13 protein-coding genes and 1 pseudogene are annotated in these 15755 nt (G+C 67.7%); 9 read left to right on the top strand and 5 right to left on the bottom strand.

Annotated elements, in window-relative coordinates; all coding sequences use genetic code 11:
* Window positions 1-36 precede the first annotated feature (36 nt).
* Complete coding sequence (locus FOY91_RS02095) at window positions 37-627, top strand: TetR/AcrR family transcriptional regulator (RefSeq protein ID WP_238995181.1); 591 nt, start codon at window positions 37-39, stop codon at window positions 625-627.
* Here FOY91_RS02095 and FOY91_RS02090 read toward each other — a convergent pair whose 3' ends face one another.
* Entirely contained in the window at window positions 628-2205 is a 1578-nt protein-coding gene (locus FOY91_RS02090; RefSeq protein WP_145147623.1) for a phytoene desaturase family protein, read from the bottom strand.
* Between the two features lie 149 nt (window positions 2206-2354).
* Here FOY91_RS02090 and FOY91_RS02085 point away from each other — a divergent pair, with 149 nt between their 5' ends.
* Window positions 2355-3485 carry a phosphotransferase family protein gene (locus tag FOY91_RS02085; RefSeq protein ID WP_145147621.1) on the top strand — a complete coding sequence of 377 codons (1131 nt, stop codon included), beginning with the start codon at window positions 2355-2357 and terminating at the stop codon, window positions 3483-3485.
* Window positions 3486-3645: 160 nt separating this feature from the next.
* Complete coding sequence (locus tag FOY91_RS02080; protein WP_238995180.1) at window positions 3646-4473, top strand: SDR family NAD(P)-dependent oxidoreductase; 828 nt, start codon at window positions 3646-3648, stop codon at window positions 4471-4473.
* 61 nt (window positions 4474-4534) lie between these two features.
* Here the strand turns inward: FOY91_RS02080 and mmsB are convergent, their stop codons facing one another.
* Together mmsB and FOY91_RS02070 are read right to left on the bottom strand one after the other, a co-directional pair.
* Window positions 4535-5428, bottom strand: coding sequence for a 3-hydroxyisobutyrate dehydrogenase (gene mmsB, locus FOY91_RS02075; protein ID WP_145147618.1), 894 nt, complete (start codon window positions 5426-5428; stop codon window positions 4535-4537).
* Between the two features lie 141 nt (window positions 5429-5569).
* Window positions 5570-7066, bottom strand: a complete 1497-nt coding sequence (locus FOY91_RS02070) for a CoA-acylating methylmalonate-semialdehyde dehydrogenase (protein WP_145147616.1) — start codon at window positions 7064-7066, stop codon at window positions 5570-5572.
* A gap of 92 nt (window positions 7067-7158) precedes the next feature.
* On the opposite strand from FOY91_RS02070, the gene FOY91_RS02065 reads away from it, so the two are divergent.
* From FOY91_RS02065 to FOY91_RS02045, 5 genes and pseudogenes are all read left to right on the top strand, one after another.
* On the top strand, window positions 7159-8049 hold the full coding sequence (locus FOY91_RS02065) for a LysR family transcriptional regulator (protein ID WP_145147614.1): 891 nt from the start codon (window positions 7159-7161) through the stop codon (window positions 8047-8049).
* A gap of 246 nt (window positions 8050-8295) precedes the next feature.
* Window positions 8296-10571 (top strand): annotated as a pseudogene (gene cofH, locus FOY91_RS02060) (5-amino-6-(D-ribitylamino)uracil--L-tyrosine 4-hydroxyphenyl transferase CofH).
* Window positions 10572-10575: 4 nt separating this feature from the next.
* The gene (locus FOY91_RS02055; RefSeq protein WP_145147612.1) at window positions 10576-11403 is read left to right on the top strand and encodes an SDR family NAD(P)-dependent oxidoreductase; all 828 of its coding nucleotides are present in this window, start codon (window positions 10576-10578) and stop codon (window positions 11401-11403) included.
* On the top strand, window positions 11400-12056 hold the full coding sequence (gene npdG, locus FOY91_RS02050) for an NADPH-dependent F420 reductase (RefSeq protein WP_145147610.1): 657 nt from the start codon (window positions 11400-11402) through the stop codon (window positions 12054-12056). The genes FOY91_RS02055 and npdG overlap by 4 nt, the downstream gene beginning before the upstream one ends.
* Before the next feature lie 100 nt (window positions 12057-12156).
* The gene (locus tag FOY91_RS02045) at window positions 12157-13077 is read left to right on the top strand and encodes a TIGR03619 family F420-dependent LLM class oxidoreductase (RefSeq protein WP_145147608.1); all 921 of its coding nucleotides are present in this window, start codon (window positions 12157-12159) and stop codon (window positions 13075-13077) included.
* Window positions 13078-13093: 16 nt separating this feature from the next.
* On the opposite strand, the gene FOY91_RS02040 is transcribed toward FOY91_RS02045, so the two are convergent.
* Together FOY91_RS02040 and FOY91_RS02035 are read right to left on the bottom strand one after the other, a co-directional pair.
* A complete protein-coding gene (locus FOY91_RS02040; protein WP_145147607.1) occupies window positions 13094-13501 on the bottom strand; it encodes a nuclear transport factor 2 family protein in 408 nt (135 codons plus the stop codon).
* An 18-nt stretch (window positions 13502-13519) separates the two neighbouring features.
* Window positions 13520-14383 carry an SDR family NAD(P)-dependent oxidoreductase gene (locus FOY91_RS02035; RefSeq protein ID WP_238995178.1) on the bottom strand — a complete coding sequence of 288 codons (864 nt, stop codon included), beginning with the start codon at window positions 14381-14383 and terminating at the stop codon, window positions 13520-13522.
* Window positions 14384-14456: 73 nt separating this feature from the next.
* On the opposite strand from FOY91_RS02035, the gene FOY91_RS02030 reads away from it, so the two are divergent.
* Window positions 14457-15620 (top strand): oxidoreductase, encoded by a 1164-nt coding sequence (locus FOY91_RS02030; RefSeq protein WP_145147605.1) that lies wholly within the window; start codon window positions 14457-14459, stop codon window positions 15618-15620.
* Window positions 15621-15755: the final 135 nt, after the last annotated feature.

The raw sequence follows: 15755 nt of genomic DNA, 5'->3' as shown, positions 1-15755 counted from the left end.
CCGCGTCGGCGGGGGCGCCCGGCGCAGGAAACGGCGGTGTCCGAGGAGCGGATGCTCGATCATGTCTTCAGCGCCTTCGCCTCGCTCGGCTACGAGGGCACGACGGTTCGCGAGATCGCCAAGCAGCTTAGCGTCAGCCACAATCTGCTGAACGTGCGGTTCGGATCCAAGGCGGACCTGTGGAAGCGCGCGATCGACTGGCGGGTGGCCCGGTTCGGCGGGCCCGTGTTCACCGCGTTCGACGAACTGCCCGACGATCCGGAGGCACGGTTGCGGCTGCTGGTGCATCGCTTCTGCGCGTGGGCGGCGGCGAACCCCGACTGGGTCGGCATCACCCACGCCGAGGGACGCCGCGCGACCTGGCGGCTGGACTATATCGTGGAGATCTACATCCGGCCGTTCAAGCAACGGCTGGATGCGTTGTTCGCGGAGGTGGCCGCGCGGCGGACGATGCGGTCGCTCTCCACCAGCGCGTTCATGGCGCTGCTGGTGGAGGGGGCGGGTTTCTATTTCGCCAGCCGGCCGTTGCTCGATCTGATCGGCGAACCCGATGAGCGCGACGGTCGAAAGGTGGATGACCAAGTCGATCGGCTCGCCAACTTCCTGCTCGGCGGGCTGCTCGGCTGATTACTTCGCGGTCCTGAACTGGCGCAACACCCGCTTCGCGGCGATCCGCCCCGGTATGCCCGAGATGCCGCCGCCGGGATGCGCGCCGGCCCCGCCGACATAAAGGCCAGGCACCGCCGGCTTCGGGCCGCCGAAACCGGTCGCGGGGCGGTTCTGGCCCGATCGCAGCGAACCGAAGTCGATATGGGTGACGCAGCCGTTGGTGACGTTCAATCGCTTCTCGCGATCGCGCGGCGTCTCGACGAAGCGGCCGACTTCCGAATCGAAGCCGTCGTAGAACTCGGACATCTGCGCCTTCAGATCCGCCACCGTGCGATCCTTGAGCGCGGGCGACCATCCCTCGCGTGCGTCCACCGCCATCGCCGGCACATAGACATAGGCGAGCGATCCGCCCGCCGGCGCCTGCGTCGGATCTGAATTGGACAGCGGCGTCACCGATAGCGCGTGGCGTTTGGGGATGTCCCCCCGCCGCGCGGCGGCAAAACTCTCGCGCACTTCCTCGGGCGTTCCGATATAGCCGACCGCCTTGTTGAGATCGGCGCCGTCGTGACGCAGATCCTGATGGCGTCTGAGCGTCAGCGGCTTCGACATGGCGATATTGGCGAGGAACGGTGCGGCGTTGCTACGATTGGCGGGGGCATGCTCGATCCGCTTGAGCAGCCGCCGCTCCACCCTGCCGGGGGTGGTCATCGCAAAGGCTGTCCGTGGGTCGCAGCTGGCGATCACCGCCTTCGCCTTGATGATCCGCCCGTCTTCCAGTCGCACGCCTCGCGCCGCGCCATCCTCGATCAGGATTTCGGCGACGGGCGCGTTCAGCCGGATGTCGGCGCCCGAGGCGGTGACGCTGCGGGCCATCGCATCGGCGAACGCCTGAAGGCTGCCGATCGGCTTGCCGGTGCCGAGCCGGTGAAGCACGGCGAGGATCATGTAGGCGGCGGCGTTGCCATCGTCGTCGATCGGCCCGGCCCCTGCGGCGGTATTGGTCAGCAACGCGATCGACGCCGGATGCTCGAACCACTCGCAAGCGATCTGGTCGGCAGTGCCGGCAGCCATGATCTGCAATTCGTTCTTCAGCTTCACGTTGCGGACCGCGCTGCCGATCATCCGCACGAGGTTGCCCGCCTCGGGCCTGCCCGGCTCCGCCTGCATTAGCGGGAAGCCGATATCCATCAGCGCATCGAGCAGCTTGAGGAATTTCAGATAATTGTTCCCGTCGTTGCGGTTGAGCCGCGCCATGTCGTCGGCGGTCCGCTGGGGATCGCGGAACAGGCAGATCGAGCTGCCGTCCGGATCGAGATAGGCATAGGTGGGATCGGGATCGGTCCAGCGCAGGCCATGTTTCTCCAGCTCCAGATCCTCGATCAGGCCGGTGCCGCGCACGAACAGCAGTTCCACCGCGCACGGCGTGACAAGGTGCTCCGGCGCCTCCGGGATCATATAGCCGGCACTGGTCATCCCCCCGACCTTGCCGAGCCGTTCAACCACGACGACGCGCTTGCCTGCACGGCTGAGATAGCCGGCCGCCGCCATGCCGTTGTGGCCGGCCCCGACGATGACGACGTCCGCTTCCTCGATCATGCGTATTCTCCAGTTGTGTCGCATCAGTACAGGCTCGGGTTAGGCGGCGAGCCTTCCGCAAGGCAGGGTCTGCCCGCACTCGGATAGGTGGCGACCTTGCGGTTCCCGCGACATGACCGATGTCGATAAAGTGAAAAGCGAGTGACAGGATGACCGCGAAGCTCGACCCCCAGGCTGTCCACGAACGGCTGACCGCATGGCTGGTGAAGGCCCGGCCCGAATGGCTCGGGCTGACCGTCGCGCCGATGGACGTGCAACTCGGTTCGGGCTTCTCGGCGGAGATCTTTTTCGTCGAGGTGGCGTATCGGGATGATGCGGGGCCGCACCGCCGCACGCTCGTCGTGCGACGCCAGCCACAGACGTTCGAGGTGGTGTTCGGCAGCGACCTGAGCTTGCAAGCGAACATGATGGCGACGCTCGATGCGCGTGGCGACGTACCGGTGCCGGCGTGGGTCGGCATCGAGACCGATCCGGCGGTGCTCGGCGCGCCGTTTTTGGTCATGGGCCGGGTGGACGGGGAGGCCGCGACGCAGCGGCCGAACTACAACGTCGAGGGCTGGCTTGCCGATATGGCGCCGGCGGAACGCGGCGCGGCATTCGGCAATGCGCTGAAGGCGCTCGCCACGCTGCACGCGATCGACTGGCGCGAAGGCTTCGGGTTTCTCGACCGGCCCGATCGGGGCGCGCCGGGGCTGGCGCAGTATGTCGGCAATCTCGTCGAATGGCATCGATCGACCGGCGCGGGGCGGTCGCTGCCGATCCTTGATACCGCCATGGCCTGGGTGCTGGCGAACCGGCCGGCGGAGGCCGAGGTCTGCGTGCTGTGGGGCGATCCCACTCCGTCGAACGTGATGTGGCGGCCGGACGGCAGCGTCGCCGCGCTGATCGATTGGGAACTGGCCGCTCTTGGCCCGCGCGAACTCGATCTGGCATGGTGGCTCTACTTCGACGACCTGTTCAGCCGCCGCTTCGGGGTCGCCCGGCTCGATGGCCTGCCGGGCCGCGACGAGACGATCGCGCTTTACGAACGGGCTTCCGGCGCGACGTTGCGGGATATGGATTATTACGACATCGTCGTCGCGCTACGCATGGCGCTAGTCGCGCTCGGCGCGTTCGACCGGCAGGTGTCGATGGGTAACATCCCGGCGGAGAACGTCGCCGCGGACAATAATCTGATGACGCTCTACCTCGCTGAAAAGCTGGGCCTGCCGCTGCCCGAACTGGGCGAGGATTTCCGCGCCTTCATGCGTAACCTCACGCCGGTGGAAGAGCCGGCCTGAGGTTAATCGCCGATGCGCCCGTATCGCGGATGGCGGTCGTCGCCGCTCATCTCCAATGCCTGGGTCGGGTGATGACAGGACGACCCCGTCGTCGGGGAGGTTCGCGGGGCGGCGGGACCGGCCACGCCGCCCGTATTCAGGCCGTTTCAGGAGTACCGACGTGACCACACTCGCAGGCAAGGTCGCCATCGTCACCGGTGCCGGTTCGGGTATCGGCCGCCGTATCGCCACGCTGATGGCGGAGCGTGGTGCCCGGATCGTCGTGGCCGCCAGCCGGGAGGAGACCGCCGCTGGGACGACCGGGGCGATCCGCGCCGCGGGGGGCGAGGCGGTGTCGGCGTGGGGCGATCTGGCCGACGCGACGACCCCCGGACGGATCGTCGCCACGGCGATGGAAGCGTTCGGCCGGGTCGACATTCTCGTCAACAACGCCGCCGTCACCGATGCCGCGACGCTCGCGCTCGATGCGAACATCACCGAGATGGATGGCCCGACTTGGGAGCGCGTGCTGAAGGTGAATACCATCGCACCGGCGCTGTTGTGCCGCCACGCGATCCCGCACATGATCGCCGGCGGTGGCGGTTCGATCGTGATGATCGCCTCGGGGCGCGGCGTGCAGGGCGATCTGGGGTTGCCGGCCTATGGCGCCTCCAAGGCGGCGCTCATCAATCTCGCGCTGAACGTGGCGACGCAATATGGCAAGCAGGGCATCCGTGCCAATTCGGTGGTCGTCGGCATGGTGATGACCCCGCCGGTCGCCGCCGCCACCGCGCTGGAAATGATCGAGCTTTTCACCGGCCATCACCTGACGCCTTACGTCGCCGATCCGCAGGACATCGCCGAGCCGGTCGCGTTTCTCGCCTCGGATGCGGCACGCTTCATCACCGGCGCCACGCTGGCGGCCGATGGCGGCATGACCGCCCATGCGGCGCCGTTCGCGGACGTGATGCGAATGTCGGCGGGCGCCGGAATGATCCGGCAGGATTAGCCGCCGACGCGCGAGTCATCGCTTCGCGCCGTCCGCGTGGCGGATGGTGCCCCGACCGGCCTCAGCCTTTGTGCTGCGTGCCGTCGAGCAGCTTGATGATCGCCGAGAAGTCCAGCCCCTGATCGTCGCCGTTGACGAACGCCTGATACAGCGCGCCCGCCGCTGCGCCCATCGGCACGCTGGCACCGGCGGCTCCCGCCGCCTCCACCGCCAGCTTCAGGTCCTTCAGCATCAGCGCCGCCGCGAAGCCGCCCTGATAGCCGTTGTCGGCGGGCGACGTGGGGCCGACGCCGGGAAGCGGGCAATAGCTCGTTATCGACCAGCTTTGGCTCGTCGCCTTGGAGGCGATGTCGTAGAAGGTCTGCGGGTCCAGCCCCAGCTTCTGCGCCAGCGCGAAGCCCTCGCAGGTGGCGACCATCGTCGCGCCGAGGATGATGTTGTTGCAGATCTTGGCCGCCTGCCCCGCGCCCGCCGCGCCGGCATGGATCACCGCCTTGCCCATCGCGGCGAGGATCGGTTCGCCCTTCGCGAAGGCGTCGTCCGTGCCGCCGACCATGAAGGTGAGCGTGCCGCTGTTGGCCGCCGCGATCCCGCCCGAAACCGGCGCATCGACCATCGCCAGCCCGCGCTCGGCCGCCGCCGCGCTCACCGCGCGGGCCGAGGCGACGTCGATCGTCGAGCAATCGAGCAGCAGCGCCGAGGGCGGCACGGCGGCGAACACCTGATCCTGATACACCGACAGCACGTGGCGGCCGGCGGGCAGCATCGTCACGACGAAGTCGGCATCGGTCGCCGCATCGGCGGCGGACGCGGCGCGGGTGCAGCCGGCGGCCTCCGCACGCGCGAGCGCCGCCTCGGCCAGATCGAACGCGCGGACCGTGTGCCCCGCCTTCGCCAGATTGGCCGCCATGCCGCCGCCCATGTTGCCGAGGCCGATGAAACCGATCCGTGCCATGCTGCCGTTCCCTGTCAATCGACGGCGGGGCGGCTCCGCCATCCGCCCGCCCCCGTCCATGTTGCTGTTCGTACCGCTGCGAGGGCGGTCATGCCTTATCATGCCACGGCATCGATCGGGTCTAACCGGGCCGTGCCTGTGTTACCCCATCGTCGGGATGACGAAGGCGCTGTCGCCGGTGCCGCCGCCGTCCGGCCAGCGCTGCGTCACGGTCTTCACCTTGGTCCAGAACTTTACGCCTTCCATGCCGTGCTGGTTGGTGTCGCCAAACGCCGAACGCTTCCACCCGCCGAAGCTATGGTAGGCGACCGGCACCGGGATCGGCACGTTGATGCCGACCATGCCGACCTCGACCCGCGCGGCGAACTCGCGCGCGGCGTGGCCGTTGCGCGTGAAGATCGCGACGCCGTTGCCATATTGATGCGTGCTCGGTAACGCGACCGCTTCCTCGAAATTCGCCGCGCGCACGATTTGGAGGACGGGGCCAAAGATCTCTTCCTGATAGGTCCGCATGTCGGTAGTGACGCGATCGAACAGGGTCGGGCCGACGAAGAAGCCCTCCTCATGCCCCTGCAACGCGAAGCCGCGCCCGTCGACGACCAGCTCTGCTCCTTCGTCGATGCCGATCCGGATATAATCCTCGATCTTCGCCTTGTGCGCGGCCGTCACGACCGGGCCGTAATGCGCGTCCTTGTCGGTGGAGACGCCGACGCGAAGCGCCTCGATCGCCGGGATCAGCTTGGCGCGCAGCCGCTCGGCGGTGTCCTCGCCCACCGGCACCACCACCGGCAGCGCCATGCAGCGTTCGCCGGCCGAGCCGAAGGCCGCGCCGCACAGATCGTTGACGACCTGATCGAGATCGGCGTCGGGCATCACGATGCCGTGGTTCTTGGCACCGCCCATCGCCTGCACGCGCTTGCCCGCCGCGACGCCGCGCTGGTACACATAATGGGCGATGTCGGACGAGCCGACGAAGCTGACGCCGGCGATGTCGGGATGATCGAGGATGGCATCCACCATTTCCTTGTCGCCCTGCACGACGGAGAGAATGCCATCCGGCAGCCCCGCCTCGCGGAACAGTTTGGCCAGCCTGATCGGCACCGAGGGATCGCGTTCCGATGGCTTGAGGATGAAGGCATTGCCGGTCGCGATCGCCACCGACGACATCCACAGCGGGATCATCGCGGGGAAGTTGAACGGGGTGATGCCGACGCCGATGCCGATCGGCTGACGCATCGAATAGACGTCGATGCCCGGCCCCGCGCCACCGGTATACTCGCCCTTCAGGACATGCGGGATGCCGCAGCAGAACTCCACTACCTCAAGCCCGCGCTGGATATCACCGCGTGAGTCGGCGATCACCTTGCCGTGTTCGGAGGAGAGCAGGCGGGCCAGCTCGTCCATGTTCTGCTCGACGAGTTCCTTGAAGCGGAACATCACGCGGGCGCGACGCTGTGGGTTTGTCTTTGCCCATGCCGGTTGCGCCGCCTTGGCCGCCGCCACCGCCTTGTCGAGTTCCGCCTTGCCGCCGAGCGCGACCTGCGCCTGTACCTTGCCGGTGTTCGGATCGAACACGTCGCTGCGGCGTGATCCCCCTTCGCTTTCGATACCGGAAATCAGGTTGTGAATGGTACGCATCGCGTCGGCTCCCGAATGATGGCCTGCTCTTGACCATCGGTATTCCGCCCGCAAGAACGTAACTTTGCAGCACCATCGGGCATTTTTGCAGCATGACGACGCCGCTCGACTGGGATGACCTTCGCATTTTCCTCGGCGTGGCGCGGGCGCGGCGGATCGGGGCTGCGGCGGCAACGCTCGGCATCGACCCGACGACGGTGCTGCGCCGCCTCGCCCGGCTGGAGCGCATTTGCGAATCGCCGCTGTTTGAAAACACCAGCGGCGAGCGGCTGCTGACCGAACAGGGCGCCGTGTTGCTCGCGCACGCCGAGACGATCGAGAGCGCGGCGCTTTCCGCGCTGGGTCAGGTGCGGGGCGATACCACGCGAGTTTCGGGGCAAGTGCGGTTGAGCGTGGCCGAGGGCTTCGCCACCTGGGTGCTGGCCCCGGCGCTGCCGGCGTTTCCCCGTGAGCATCCCGGCATCCGCCTCGATCTCGTCACCGCCTCGGGCTTCCTCAACCCCTCGAAGCGCGAGGCAGACATGGCGGTGATGCTCGCGCGCCCGCGTCGAGGCCGATTGACCGCGGCGAAGCTCGGCAATTACCGGCTCCGGCTCTATGCCAGCGCGGCGTATCTCGCGCGGACGGCGACCCCGATGAAACCGGACGACCTGCGCGACCACGGCCTGATCGGCTACGTGCCGGAATTCATCTATGCGCCCGAACTCGACTATCTCGGCGAGGTGGCCCCGGGGCTGGAGCCGATGCTCCGCAGCACCAGCATCAACGTACAGCACCGCCTGATCGCCAGCGGTGGCGGCATCGGCGTGCTGCCAGAGTTCATCGGCGATCGCGATCCAACGCTCGTCGTGCTGCTGGGCGAGGAAGTGATGCTTCCTCGCAGCTTCTGGCTTGTCACGCACCATGATGTTCACCGCCTCGCCCGCATCGAGACGGTCTCCCGCTGGCTGCGCGAATGCGTTCGGGATTTCAGCGCACGATAAGGGCGGCTGGCCATCGACCTACCTTCGGGCGGGCGCGCCGGGCAGGTTGTGCCTCTTTTATTCCGGGATGCAGAATATCATCTTGCGAAATGTGATGACGCCGGGAAAGCCAAGTCCCCGCCAGAGCGACCTGCGTGTTTTCGGTGAACCGGGCCGGCCAGCCGTGCCCTTTGGCCGGGGGCGCGTCGTCGGAAACGCGACGTGATGCGATATTCGATCGATCCCGCGGCGTCGGCGACCGAGGCGATGGTGGTGCTCGATCGCCTGTCCCCCAGCGATCTGCTTTCGAGAGCGGAAGCGTTCAAGCTCGACGGGCATGGCACGCGCGTCACCTATTCGCGCAAGGTATTCATCCCGCTCACCCGCCTGTGCCGCGACGTGTGCCACTACTGCACGTTCGCGACCATGCCGGCGCGGGCCGGCGACGCGTTCCTGTCGCCCGATCAGGTGCTGGAAATCGCCCGCGCCGGCCAGCGGATGGGGTGTGCGGAAGCATTGTTCACGCTCGGCGACCGGCCGGAGGCGCGCTATGGCGCTGCACGCGCGGGGTTGACGGCGCTCGGCCACGAGACGACGCTCGCCTATCTGGCGCAGGTCGCACGGGCGGTGATCGACGAGACGGGGTTGCTGCCGCACCTGAACCCCGGGCTGATGGCGGCGGCCGATTACGCGATGCTGCGCCCGCACAGCGCATCGATGGGGATCATGCTGGAAAGCGCCGCCGATCGCCTTTGCCGGAGCGGCGGGCCGCATCATGGATCGCCGGACAAGCAGCCCGCCGCCCGACTCGCGGCCATCGCCGCGGCGGGCGAGGCACGGGTGCCGTTCACCACCGGCCTGCTGATCGGGATCGGCGAGGCGCGGGCCGAGCGGATCGAGGCGCTGATCGCGATCCGTGATCTGCACGCCCGATATGGTCACATCCAGGAAGTGATCGTCCAGAATTTCCGCGCCAAGCCTAGTACGCGCATGGCTGACAGGCCGGAGCCGTCGCTCGACGAGCATCTGTGGACGATCGCGGCGGCGCGGCTGATCCTGGGGCCGGCGATGACGATTCAGGCGCCGCCCAACCTGCATCGGCGGGATGATCTGCGCGCGCTGATCCGCGCCGGGGTGAACGACTGGGGCGACGTGTCCCCCGTCACGCCCCATCATGTGAATCCCGAGGCGCCGTGGCCGCAAATCGCCTTGCCGGACGCCGCCACGGCCGCCGGGGGGAGAACGCTGCGCCAGCGGCTCGCGATCGGTCCTCGTCATGCGCTCGCCGCGACCGAATGGTGCGATCCCGCCATCGCGCCGCTGGTGCTCCGCCGGATCGACGGGCGCGGCCTGCCCGATGCCGGGGGATGGCATGCCGGCCGGGGCGATGCCCTGCCCACGCTCGTGCCGGCGGGGCCGACAGGCGCGATCGCTGGTATTCTCGTGCGCGCCGCCGATGGCGCGCGACTGGAGGAAGCGGCGATCACCCGCCTGTTCGACGCCGAGGGGGACGATCTGGCGGCAGTGATCGCGCTGGCCGACCGCCTGCGCCGCGAAACGGTTGGCGACACCGTCAGCTACGTCGACAACCGCAACATAAATTATACTAACATCTGCCTCTACCGATGTGGCTTCTGCGCCTTCTTCAAGGGGAGTTCCAAGGCGATGCGCGGGCCGGCATATCGGCTCGACTTCGCCGAAATCGGGCGTCGCGCGGGCGAAGCGGCGGCCCGGGGGGCGACCGAGGTATGCCTGCAAGGCGGCATCCACCCCGACTATGACGGCGAAACCTATCTCGGCGTGCTCAATGCCGTGCGCGCGGCCGCACCCGACATTCATATCCACGCCTTCTCGCCGCTGGAAGTGATGCACGGCGCGCAGACGCAGGGCCTGCCGCTGGAGGACTATCTCGCCCGCCTGAAGGTCGCCGGCCTTTCGACGCTGCCGGGCACCGCCGCCGAGATCCTCGATCCCGAGATCCGCGCGATCCTGTGCCCGGACAAGGTGACGGCCGACGAGTGGCTCGATGTGATGCGCGCCGCCCATTCCATCGGGCTGCGCTCCACCGCGACGATCATGCTCGGCCATGTCGAACGCTACGCGCATTGGGGCGGCACATCGCGCGGGTGCGGGCGCTGCAGGAGGAGACGGGGGGCTTCACCGAGTTCGTGCCGCTGCCCTTCGTCCACATGGAAGCGTCGATCTGGCGCAAGGGCCGCGCCCGCTCCGGCCCCAGCTACCGCGAGGCGCTGCTGATGCACGCCGTGGCGCGGATCGCGCTGCATCCGCTCATCCCCAACATTCAGGTAAGCTGGGTGAAGATGGGGCGCGACGGGGCGGCGGCGGCGCTGGCGGCGGGTGCCAACGATCTGGGCGGCGTGCTAATGGACGAATCGATCAGCCGCGCGGCCGGCGGGCTGCACGGACAGGCGTTCGACGCCGCCGACATGCGCGCGCTGGCTGGCGGTATCGGCCGCCCGGCGCGCCAGCGTACCACCCTCTATGGTTCTGTGCCGGAAACGCTTCCGGCGATGAAGGAGTAAGCGAATGACCGACGACAGGCGGCCGCTGGACGGCAAGGTGGCGATTATCACCGGCGGCGGCAGCGGCATCGGCCGGGCGACGGCCAAGCTGTTCGCCACGCGCGGTGCGAAGGTGGCGGTGACGGGGCGGACCGAGGCGAAGCTCGCCGGCGTGGTCGCCGAGATCGAGGCACTGGGCGGCGAGGCGCTGGCCGTGGCGATGGACGTGGCGCAGGAGGAGTCAGTCAGGGCCGGCTTCGCCGCGACCGTCGCGCGGTTCGGCCGACTGGACATCGTCCACTCGAACGCGGCGCAGACTGGGGCGATGTTCGAGGATGCGCTGATCGGCGACATGGACATCGATTTCTGGAACCGCACGCTCACCACCAACCTGACGAGCGCGATGCTGTGCGCCAAGCATGGCGTGCCCCATCTGATCGCTGCTGGTGGCGGGTCGATCATCTTCACCGGATCGGGCAAAGGCGTCGGCGGTGACCTCGATTATCCCGCCTATGGCACCAGCAAGGCCGGGTTGATCGGCCTGTCGAAATATGTCGCCACGCAATACGGCAAGCAGAAGGTTCGCGCGAACGTGATCGTCGTCGGCCTGGTGATGACCGAAGCGCTCGACGAGAACATGCCATCCGAGGCGCAGACGCTGATGAAGGAGCATAACCTGATGCCCGACCTCGGCCGGCCCGAGGATATCGCGGAGGTCGCGGCATTCCTCGCCTCCGATCAGTCGCGATACGTCACCGGGGCGTCGATCGTGGCGGACGGCGGCTTCACCGCGCATTCGGCCGTGTATGCCGACATGATGCGATTTGCCGCGATGAAGAGCTCCGGCGCGTGAACGGAGAGACGATCGCCGTCGTTGGCGGCACGGGCAATCTCGGTGCTGCGATCGCATGGCGGCTGGCGAAGGCCGGGCGGCGGGTCATCATCGGCTCGCGCAGCGCGCAGGCGGCCGGGGAAAAGGCCGCGGCATTGGGCCACGGCATCGCCGGCATGACCAATGTGGCAGCGGCGGCGACCGGCGACGTGGTGATCGTGGCGGTGCCGTTCGCTGCGCAGGATGCGACGCTGGCGGAGATCCGGCCGCACGTCGCCGGCAAGATTGTCGTAGATACTACGGTGCCGCTGGTGCCTCCGAAGGTGATGCGGGTGCAACTGCCGGCGGAAGGCAGCGCGGCGGTGCGGGCGCAATCGGCGTTGGGGGAGGGGGTGACGACGGTCTCCGCCTTCCACAACGTGGCCGCGCACAAGCTGGCGCAGGATATCGACATCGGCTGCGACGTGCTGGTATTCGGCGATGACAAGGTCGCCCGTGGCAAGGTGGTGGCGCTGGCCGACGCGATGGGCCTGCGCGGGCTGCATGGCGGCGCGCTCGTCAACTCGGCGGCGGCGGAGGCGCTCACCTCGATCCTCATCTTCCTGAACAAGACGTACAAGGTGGATGGCGCCGGCATTCGCATCACCGGCGCGCTCTTGCCACCGCAGGATTGAAGCGCCGCGCGGAACGGGCACGCCCGCCGGCCCTCTCCCCCGGAAGGTTTGACCGGCGGCGATCGCCGTCATGACATGCACGAACGGTCTGGAGGATGCGATGAGGATCAACGTCGGCGTACCGAACAGTATGCACGTCGCGGCGATGACTCAGCCGTGGGAACACGCGCTGACCGGGCCGGACGTGGGCGAGTTAATGAGCATTGCCGATCGACTAGGCTTCAACAAATGTATGTTGGGCGAGCATTTTATCATTCCGGACGAGCATGTCGGGCTTTCCGGCGACCATTATTTCCATGTCGCGGTCGCGCTGGGTTTCATCGGTGGACGGACCGAGCGGATGCGGCTGTCGTCGTCGGTCACGATCCTGCCGTTGCAGAATCCGGTCGTGCAAGCCAAGGCCTGGTCGACGCTCGACTGGCTTTCGGGCGGGCGGGCGACGGCCCTGTTCGGCGTCGGCTGGCTGGAAGGGGAGTTCGATATCCTCGGCGTACCGTTCCACTCGCGCGGGAGGATGGCGGACGAATATGTCGCGGCCATGATCGAGCTATGGACCAAGGACAGGCCCGAGTTCGACGGCGAGTTCGTGAAATTCTCCGGCGTGGGGTTCGCGCCGAAGCCGGTGCAGCGGCCTTATCTTCCGGTCTGGTTCGGCGGCGACGCGCAGGGCGTGCTGAGGCGGGGGGCGAAGTTCGGCAACGGCTGGTCGCCGTTCCGCACCCCGCCCGAAAAATTCCCCGAATGCATCGACTTCATCAAGAGCCAGCCGGACTACGACGGCCGACCGATCGATATTTTCTTTGCGCTGGAGATGCTGAACGTGGGCGCGCACCATGAGGTGCTGGACGATCCGCGCGCGCCGGGCAGCCGCAGCGTGCAACAGATCCTCGATCAGATCGGCTGGCTGAAGGAACTCGGCGTGAACGAAACGATCGTGCCGCTGCCGCCCGGCATTACCGGCAAGCAGGATTATGTCGAGCGGTTGCAGTGGGTCGCCGAGGAGATCATGCCGAGGGTATGACCGCCCCGGCGGGCGGTCAGGCCCTTACGCCCATCTTGCGGTTGAGATCTGCCATGTCGAGATACTCCCGCCATTTTAGGATTCGGCCCTCCTCGTCCAGCTCATAGACCGCGACCATCTGGTGTGGGCAGGGGCGGCCGTTGATGATCGCGGTGTCCGATCGTTCCTGCATCACCATGCGATCGTTCGAGACGATGGCGACTTCGTTGCACTTGTTGTTGGTGCAATAGGTCATCTGCTGTTCGATTTCAGCGCGCAGGGCGGCCTTGCCCCGGATGACTGGACCGCCCGGCACCCACAGCTGCCACTCGGCGTCTTCGGCCATCATCGACAGGATCTTTGCCACATCCGGGCGGGAACTGTCGGTGCCGTCGCCCCACGCGTCCTGAAACGCGCGGATGGTGTCTTCCTGCTGTTTGCCCATCTTATCTCCTCTGAACGATCAGTCGCCCGCCTGAAGCGCGCGGGTGACGCTGATGAAGGGAACGGTGCAGCTCTGCCCGCCATCGACGGGGTAGAGCATGCCGTTGACGTAGCGGCTTTCATCCGATGCGAGGAACAGCGCCATCGCGGCGATATCCTCCGGCTCGCCGATGAAGGGGGTGTTGAGCACCTCCATGAAGGCGGCATCCATTTTCGCCGTCGTCCACCGGAGTTTGGCCGGCGTCTGCACCGGCCCCGGCAGGATCGCGTTCGAGCGGATGCCGCGCTTGCCGTAGGTGGCGGCGATCGCCTGAACGAACCAGTTGAGCGCGGCCTTCGACGAGCCGTAGCTGTATGCGGTGATATCGCCACCCATCGAACTGCCCGACGAGGTAGCGATGATCGACCCCCGGCCGCGTTCCAGCATGTGCGGCAGCGCCAGCTTGGCGGCGAGCACGGCGCCCAGTACGTTCACGCGCAGGTTGGCATGAAAGATCGCCGGATCGAAGGCAAGGAAATCGGCATCGCGCGCGGCCATGTCGAAATCGACGAACAGCGCGTTGTTGAACAGCACGTCGATGCGGCCGAACGCGGCGACGGTATCACCGATCATGCGCGCAAGCTGGTCTTCTTCTCCGACATCCACGGTCATCGCCAGTGCCCGTCCGCCGGTGGCCTCGATCTCGTGTGCGACCGTCTCTGCGGTTTCACTTCTGATGTCGGCCGCGATCACGGTGGCGCCCTCGGCCGCGAACAGGCGCGCGCTGGCGCGACCGATGCCGCTGCCGGCGCCGGTGACGATGCATATCTTGTCCCGCAGCCGGTCCATGTCGATCCGCTCCTCGATGATGGCGGTGATGCGGCGGCCCGCCCGGCGCGCCACCTACCCCGCGACAGGACTCATCGCCGCTGCGACGCGTCAGGACGGGCAACCCGAAAGGAGCAGGTAACCGATGATGAGCCACGACCCAGCGCTCGATCCGCTTTTTCAGCCCATCACCCTGCGTGGGCTGACGCTGCCGAACCGGCTGGCGATGGCGCCGATGACGCGCAGCGCATCGCCCGGCAACACGCCGGATGCCGCCGTGATCGATTATTATCGCAAGCGCGTCGCCGGGGGCACCGGGCTGATCGTGACCGAGGGCGTGGGCGTCGATCAGGCGGCCTCGCTCGGCGAGGGTAGCGGCGCCCCGACGCATATACCGTTGCTCCACGGCGAGCGGGCGCTGGCCGGATGGCGCGCGGTGGTGGCGGCGGTTCATGCCGAGGGCGGGTGCATCTTTCCCCAGCTCTGGCATCAGGGCGCGTTCCGCGTCGAGGGAACGGGGCCACAACCGGCCGCGCCATCGCTGCGGCCATCGGGCCTGTGGGGTCCGGATGACGGCTATTCGACGGTGACGCCCGACTACATCGCCCGCGTGATCGCGCCGACCCGGCCGATGCGCGAGGAGGAGATCGCCGATGCGGTGGCGGGTTTCGCCCGCAGCGCCGCCAACGCCAAGGCGGTCGGCTTCGACGGCATCGCGATCCACGGCGCGAGCGGTTACCTCATCGACAGCTTCTTCTGGCCGCAGACCAACCGCCGCACCGATCGCTATGGCGGCGATATGGCCGCGCGCGCCACGTTCGGCGTCGAGGTGGTGCGGGCGATCCGCGCGGCGATCGGACCGGACATGCCGATCATGTTCCGTTTCGGCCAGTGGAAGCAGCAGGATTTCAACGCGAGGATCGCCGAGACGCCGGACGAGCTGGGCGTGCTGATGCGAGCGCTGGCGGAGGCCGGTGTCGACCTGATCGATGCCAGCACGATCTACTTCAGCGCACCCGCGTTCGACGGATCGCCGCTGTCGTTGGCCGGCTGGGCACGGAAGCTGAGCGGCAGGCCGACGGTGGCGGTCGGCGGCATCGGGCTGTCGGAGGGGCTGTTCTCCTCGTTCCGTACCGGTGGTGCGGCGGTGGAGCGCAATTTCCACGATGCCGCCGCCCGCATCGCGGCCGGCGAGTTCGACATGATCGCACTCGGCCGCGCGCTGATCGCCGACCCGGAATGGCCGAACCGGGTGCGACGCGGCGAGCCGACCAACGCCTACGTCCGCGACATGCTGGCCCGGCTCGACTGAGCCTGCCCGCGCCTGCCCGAGCCTGTCGCGAGACAGGTTCGGGGCGGGGGCGAGCCGCTACGCCTGTGCCGGCCGGGCGGCGCGGATGACGGTACTACCGCCGCAGACGCCGGGATCGATCACGGGAGCAACCGA

The sequence above is a fragment of the Alterirhizorhabdus solaris genome, assembly GCF_007785815.1.
Classification (GTDB): domain Bacteria; phylum Pseudomonadota; class Alphaproteobacteria; order Sphingomonadales; family Sphingomonadaceae; genus Alterirhizorhabdus; species Alterirhizorhabdus solaris.
Note: the sequence above shows the minus strand (reverse complement) of the source record. Positions and strands in the feature narration are given on the sequence as shown.

Excerpts from the sequence above, each read along its gene's own strand:
- FOY91_RS02055 (WP_145147612.1), top strand. The coding sequence starts at position 10,576 with ATGACCGACGACAGGCGGCCGCTGGACGGCAAGGTGGCGATTATCACC.
- FOY91_RS02085 (WP_145147621.1), top strand. The coding sequence starts at position 2,355 with ATGACCGCGAAGCTCGACCCCCAGGCTGTCCACGAACGGCTGACCGCA.
- FOY91_RS02070 (WP_145147616.1), bottom strand. The coding sequence starts at position 7,066 with ATGCGTACCATTCACAACCTGATTTCCGGTATCGAAAGCGAAGGGGGA.
- FOY91_RS02030 (WP_145147605.1), top strand. The coding sequence starts at position 14,457 with ATGAGCCACGACCCAGCGCTCGATCCGCTTTTTCAGCCCATCACCCTG.
- FOY91_RS02065 (WP_145147614.1), top strand. The coding sequence starts at position 7,159 with ATGACGACGCCGCTCGACTGGGATGACCTTCGCATTTTCCTCGGCGTG.
- mmsB (WP_145147618.1), bottom strand. The coding sequence starts at position 5,428 with ATGGCACGGATCGGTTTCATCGGCCTCGGCAACATGGGCGGCGGCATG.
- FOY91_RS02090 (WP_145147623.1), bottom strand. The coding sequence starts at position 2,205 with ATGATCGAGGAAGCGGACGTCGTCATCGTCGGGGCCGGCCACAACGGC.
- FOY91_RS02040 (WP_145147607.1), bottom strand. The coding sequence starts at position 13,501 with ATGGGCAAACAGCAGGAAGACACCATCCGCGCGTTTCAGGACGCGTGG.
- FOY91_RS02045 (WP_145147608.1), top strand. The coding sequence starts at position 12,157 with ATGAGGATCAACGTCGGCGTACCGAACAGTATGCACGTCGCGGCGATG.